This is a genomic window from Rhodovulum bhavnagarense (assembly GCF_004343505.1).
Classification (GTDB): Bacteria; Pseudomonadota; Alphaproteobacteria; order Rhodobacterales; family Rhodobacteraceae; genus Rhodovulum; species Rhodovulum bhavnagarense.
In genome coordinates this window covers 1-5,604 of record NZ_SLXU01000033.1, presented here as the reverse complement: position 1 = coordinate 5,604, position 5,604 = coordinate 1, and the positions used below count along the sequence as shown (strand labels likewise).

The 5,604-nt window shown below is 66.6% G+C and carries 5 protein-coding genes and 1 pseudogene; 3 read left to right on the top strand and 3 right to left on the bottom strand.

Annotated features, from left to right (window positions below):
* The 3 genes from EV663_RS15915 to EV663_RS15305 all read left to right on the top strand — a co-directional run.
* The coding region (locus tag EV663_RS15915; RefSeq protein WP_243697992.1) for a helix-turn-helix domain-containing protein at window positions 1–385 on the top strand (385 nt) is incomplete at its 5' end.
* Window positions 382–2,112: a cation:proton antiporter gene (locus EV663_RS15310; protein WP_132953383.1), complete on the top strand. Its 1,731-nt coding sequence runs from the start codon at window positions 382–384 to the stop codon at window positions 2,110–2,112. The genes EV663_RS15915 and EV663_RS15310, both read left to right, overlap by 4 nt.
* 44 nt (window positions 2,113–2,156) lie before the next feature.
* Window positions 2,157–4,880 carry a cation-transporting P-type ATPase gene (locus EV663_RS15305; protein ID WP_132953381.1) on the top strand — a complete coding sequence of 908 codons (2,724 nt, stop codon included), beginning with the start codon at window positions 2,157–2,159 and terminating at the stop codon, window positions 4,878–4,880.
* Window positions 4,881–4,902: 22 nt separating this feature from the next.
* On the opposite strand, the gene EV663_RS16030 is transcribed toward EV663_RS15305, so the two are convergent.
* From EV663_RS16030 to EV663_RS15290, 3 genes and pseudogenes are all read right to left on the bottom strand, one after another.
* The gene (locus EV663_RS16030) at window positions 4,903–5,043 is read right to left on the bottom strand and encodes a hypothetical protein (protein WP_341799045.1); all 141 of its coding nucleotides are present in this window, start codon (window positions 5,041–5,043) and stop codon (window positions 4,903–4,905) included.
* A gap of 28 nt (window positions 5,044–5,071) precedes the next feature.
* The gene (locus tag EV663_RS15295) at window positions 5,072–5,329 is read right to left on the bottom strand and encodes a hypothetical protein (RefSeq protein ID WP_132953377.1); all 258 of its coding nucleotides are present in this window, start codon (window positions 5,327–5,329) and stop codon (window positions 5,072–5,074) included.
* Window positions 5,326–5,511, bottom strand: a pseudogene (locus tag EV663_RS15290) (YcbK family protein); the annotation flags it as partial. The gene EV663_RS15295 and the pseudogene EV663_RS15290, both read right to left, overlap by 4 nt.
* Window positions 5,512–5,604 lie beyond the last annotated feature (93 nt).

The window sequence follows — 5,604 nt, the reverse complement described above, 5'->3', positions numbered from 1 at the left end:
AACGGCCATCCCCAAAGCCGGCTCGACGAACTGCTCCCGTGGAATTTCCGGCCGTCAAGCTGAAAGCCGGGTGACCGTCAGACGACGCTTACTGAAGTTCAGTATTCTGAGCCGAACGACACCCAAAAGGGCCGAACGTATGGCGCGCGATGACTATCAGACGGTGAAAGAAGTGGCCGACCGGCTGAAGGTTACCGAGGCGACGGTGCGCGGCTGGATCAAGAGCGGCGAGCTGCGAGCGATCGAGATCGGAAAGGGCTGGCGGATCGCCGACAGCGATCTCGAGACGTTCCTGAGCGACCATGCGACGCGGGAGCGGGAGACTGCCGAGCGGGATCGCGGATCGCGCGCCGAGTTGCCGACGGACCGTAGGAACGGTGCATGATCGACGCCCTGATCCACTCGCCCTTCGCCGAGGTCGCCGTCCTGCTCGTGATGGCCGCCGCGATAGGTCTGTTCGGCATCCTGCTTCGCCAGCCGCTGATCGTGAGCTTCATAGCTGTCGGGCTCATCGCCGGGCCGTCCGCTCTCGACGTCGTCCATTCCGACGAGCAGATCGACCTCCTGTCGGAGCTTGGCATCGCCGTGCTTCTGTTCCTGGTTGGCATAAAGCTCGACGTGAAGCTCATCCGCTCCCTGGGCCAGGTGGCGCTTCTGACCGGGCTCGGACAGGTCCTGTTCACTTCTGTCTTCGGCTATCTGATCGGGCTGGCTCTGGGGCTGGGGCATGTCACCAGCCTGTACGTCGCAGTGGCGCTCACCTTCTCCTCGACGATCATCATCGTGAAGCTGCTGTCGGACAAGCGCGAGATCGATTCGCTGCACGGGCAGATCGCGCTCGGCTTCCTGATCGTTCAGGACCTCGTCGTCGTGCTCGCGATGATCGTCCTCTCGGCAATCGACATCGGCGCTTCGGCCGAGGAGAATGGGCCCGGCGACGGATCGGTCCCGACGGTTCTCGCCTCGGGCGTCGCGATGGTCGGCCTGGTGGTTCTGTTCGTGCGCTACGCGGCCAATCCGCTGACCGAGCGTCTGGCGCGCGCACCCGAACTTCTTGTGATCTTCGCCATAGCAATGGCGGCGATGTTTGCGGCAGCTGGCGACATCGTCGGGCTGGGCAAGGAGGTCGGCGGCCTCCTCGCAGGTGTGGCACTTGCATCGACACCCTATCGCGAGACCATAGCCGCACGGCTCGCACCGCTGCGCGACTTCCTGCTGCTATTCTTCTTCATCGCGCTCGGCTCCGCGCTCGACCTGTCGCTTCTCGGCGCGCACATATCCGGTGCCATCGTGTTTTCGCTCTTTGTGCTGATCGGCAACCCGCTGATCGTCCTCGCCATCATGGGGGCGATGGGGTATCGCAAGCGCACGGGTTTCCTGGCCGGCCTGACCGTCGCACAGATCAGCGAGTTTTCCCTGATCTTCGTGGCTATGGGCGTGTCGCTCGGCCATGTGCGCGAGGACGCGCTGGGGCTGGTCACCATGGTCGGTCTCGTGACCATCGCGGCATCGACCTATATGATCACCTACTCGCACCAACTCTACGCGATCTTCGAGCCGTTGCTCGGCATTTTCGAGCGCAGAGGCACCCCGCGCGAGCCGTCCGAGGCGGGCGCCCATGCCGAAGACGGCTACAAGGTGATCGTCTTCGGGCTCGGGCGGTTCGGCACTGCCATCGGGATGCGTCTGCGAAAGCGCGGGATCAAGGTGCTCGGTGTAGACTTCAACCCGCTCGCAGTGCGACGCTGGCGCGAACTGGGCCTCGCAACGGACTTCGGGGATGCGACAGATGCGGAGTTTGTGAGTGAACTGCCGCTACCGCGCGCTGAGTGGGTCGTCTCGACCGTCCCGATCCATCCGACCGGACTGAGTCACGAAGACACCCGGACAACGTTGATCCAGTTGACGCGCGCAGCGGGGTTCCGCGGAAGGGTGGCCGTCGCGTCCCACCACGCTCGCGATACGGAAGAGCTGTTCGGCGCAGGCGCCGACATCGTGCTCGAGCCGTTCCAGGACGCGGCAGACCGGGCTGTGGAACTGCTTTGCGGCGCTCCGGAAGAAGACCGCACCGAGATCCCGGCGATCGTGACGGAAGAGAAACAGGCATCCTGAAGGCTGCCATCCGGCACCTTCGCCAAGACAACACGAGTGACTGAATGAAAGAAACCCGCAACCTGCCAGCTTTCCATGCCCGGTCCGCCGAGGACGTCCTGGATGCGCTCTCCGCACGGCGCTCGGGACTGACCAACGAAGACGCCGCCCGCCGCCTTGCCGAACACGGGCCGAACCGGCTTCCCGAACCGCCGCAGCGCGGCCCGCTCCGGCGGTTCCTGTCCCATTTCCACAACGTGCTGATTTATATCCTGATCGCCTCGGCCGCGGTCACGGCGGCGTTGCAGCACTGGGTCGATACCGGCGTGATTCTCGCCGTGGTGATCGTCAACGCCGTCATCGGCTATGTGCAGGAAGGCCGCGCCGAGCGGGCGATGGACGCGATCCGCGGCATGCTGGCGCCGCGGTCGTCCGTGCTGCGCGACGGCAAGCGCATCAGCGTGGACGCGGATGATCTGGTGCCCGGCGATATCGTACTGGTCGAGGCCGGCGACCGCGGGCCCGCCGATCTGCGCGTGATCGAGGCGCGCGGTCTCAAGCTCGAGGAGGCGATCCTGACCGGCGAATCCGTGCCTGTCGACAAGGGCACGGCGCCGGTCGCCGAAGACGCCGCCCTCGGCGACCGGACCTCGATGCTGTTCTCGGGCACGCTCGTTGCGGCGGGTGCCGGGCGCGGCGTGGTGACCGCCACCGGACCCGAGACCCAGATCGGCCGGATCAGCGGGATGCTCTCGCGCGTCGAGACGCTGACGACGCCTCTCGTCGCCCAGATGGACCGTTTCGCGCGCTGGCTCACCGTCTTCATCCTCATCGTCGCGGGCGCCCTGCTGGCCTACGGATATTTCGTCGGCCATCTTCCGTTTTCCGATCTCTTCATGGCCGTGGTCGGCCTGTCGGTCGCGGCGATCCCCGAAGGTCTGCCGGCGGTGCTGACGATCACCCTGGCCGTGGGCGTGCAGGCCATGGCGCGGCGCAACGCCATCGTCCGGCGCCTGCCTGCGATCGAGACGCTGGGTTCGGTCTCGGTGATCTGTTCCGACAAGACCGGCACGCTAACCCGCAACGAGATGATGGCCGCGACACTGGCCGCGGCCGAGCATGTCTACTCGGTCGGCGGCAACGGCTATTCTCCCGAAGGCGCGGTGCGCTGGCGCGAGGCGGACGTGCATCCGGACGAGCACCGGGTGCTGATGGAGTTCGCGCGCGCCGCCGGGCTGTGCAACGACGCGATGCTGCATGCGCACGAGGCGGGCTGGCGCGTCGAGGGCGACCCGATGGAGGGCGCGCTGATGGCGCTGGCCGGCAAGATCACCCGCGAAGGGGCCGAGTCGTTCCGCCAGTGGACCCGCACCGACGCCATCCCCTTCGACGCCGCCCATCGCTATATGGGCACGCTGCACCACGACCACGAGGGCCGTGCCTGCATCCACGTGAAAGGCGCGCCCGAGGCGGTTCTGGCGCTCTGCGCCGATCAGCGCGCCGCGGACGGCGGGGCGGCGCCGCTGGATGTCGATTACTGGCACGCGATGGTCGAGGAACTGGCCGCCGAGGGGCAGCGGGTGATCGCGGTTGCGGCCCGCGCGGTGCCGCAGGATCACACCATCCTCAACACCGCGGACCTCGAGAGGCAGCTCACGCTGATCGGTCTGATCGGCCTGATCGACCCGCCGCGGGACGAGGCGATCGCGGCGGTGGCCGACTGCCATGCCGCCGGCATCCGGGTGAAGATGGTCACCGGCGACCACGCCGCCACGGCCCGCGCGATCGCGGCGATGATCGGGCTGAGAAACCCCGACCGCGTGCTGACCGGCGCGGATGTCGAGGCGCTGGACGACGCCGCGCTTGCCGATGCGGCGGTGCAGACCGACATTTTCGCGCGCACCTCGCCCGCCCACAAGCTGCGTCTCGTCACCGCCCTTCAGGCGCGCGGCCTGACCGTGGCGATGACCGGCGACGGCGTCAACGACGCACCGGCGCTAAAACGCGCGGACGCCGGCATCGCCATGGGCCTCAAGGGCAGCGCGGCCGCCAAGGAGGCCGCGGAACTCGTGCTGGCCGACGACAATTTCGCCTCGATCGCGGCCGCCGTGCGCGAGGGGCGCACGGTCTACGACAATATCAAGAAGGTGATCAGCTGGACCCTGCCCACCAATGCCGGCGAGGCGATGACCATCATCGTGGCGCTTCTTGCCGGCATGGCGCTTCCGATCACGGCGGTTCAGATCCTGTGGGTGAACCTCGTCACCGCCGTCACGCTGGGTCTTGCGCTGGCCTTCGAGCCCTCCGAGCCCGGCACCATGCGCCGCCCGCCGCGCCCGCGGGACGAGCCTTTGTTGACCGGCGCGCTGGTCTGGCACGTCGTGCTTGTCTCCACGCTTTTCTTGGCGGCGGTCTTCGGCATGTATTTCTACGCCATCGACCGCGGCTACCCGATCGCGCTCTCACAGACCATCGCGATGAACACGCTGGTCGTGCTGGAGATCTTCCACCTGTTCTTCATCCGCAACATCCACGGCACCTCGCTCACCTGGACTGCGGTCCGGGGCACACGGATCGTCTGGGCTTGTGTGCTGACCGTCGCCGCGGCCCAGCTCGCCATCACCTATCTGCCGCCCCTGCAGGGCATTTTCGGAACTCAGGATGTCCCCCTGTTCGACGGGCTTGTAATCTTCGCCATCGGGGTGGTCTTCTTCGCGCTGATCGAGACCGAAAAACAGATGCGGCTGGCGTTTCAGCGCCCAGATCTGAATGGGCAGAACGAAACGTGAAGAACAAAACCTCTAGCTGAAATTAAGGGGCAGCACCGCACAGCAAGGTCTGCTCCCGCATCACGGCGTAGTCGCTCAGCATTTCCGCGATCGCCGATCCCTCCGGCAGCAGAGCAAGCTCCTCGGCCGCCTGTTCTTGGAACGCCCGGCTGTATTCGACCACGGGCGGACAGGCCCCGGGGCTGGCGACCTCAGAAGCGCCCGTGGCGCAGCCGCTCAGCCAGATCGTCGCGAGAGCGAGGGCGACGCGCCGCAGCCTCGAGCATCCGTCGTTGGGCTTCATAGGTGTTCTCCATGGTCTCGAGCCGCTCAGCCAGCCGTCCCGCTCGCTCGCCCGAGCGACGCAGCGCTAACAGGAACGACAGGATCGCGAGCGCTGTGACGCCGTAGTGGAGCGCCGTAAGCGCCCATGCCGATCCGGCGAGCGTGGCGAGGAGCGCGCCGATCATCGCCGCCCCCGTCGCCAGTCATCGAGCCGGGCGTAAATCGTGACCGCGATGCCGCCGAGCGCCACGGCGATGAACACCCACCGCAGGGTGTCGAGATACGGGACCAGCGGCAGGATGGCGGTCTGGGTCTCGGCGAGGACGCTCTGCGCCACCTCGACCCCCGCGACACCCACCGTCGCCATGGACCTGCATCGGTTTCGTTCCGATCTTTTGAGAGCGATACTCGCCATCGAGGAGACCGGATATGGCAGCGATACACAGCGACGAGTTCAAGC

What these genes read in the sequence shown, in the direction of transcription:
- EV663_RS15310 (WP_132953383.1), top strand. Translation starts at nt 382, where the DNA reads ATGATCGACGCCCTGATCCACTCGCCCTTCGCCGAGGTCGCCGTCCTG.
- EV663_RS15305 (WP_132953381.1), top strand. Translation starts at nt 2,157, where the DNA reads ATGAAAGAAACCCGCAACCTGCCAGCTTTCCATGCCCGGTCCGCCGAG.
- EV663_RS15295 (WP_132953377.1), bottom strand. Translation starts at nt 5,329, where the DNA reads ATGATCGGCGCGCTCCTCGCCACGCTCGCCGGATCGGCATGGGCGCTT.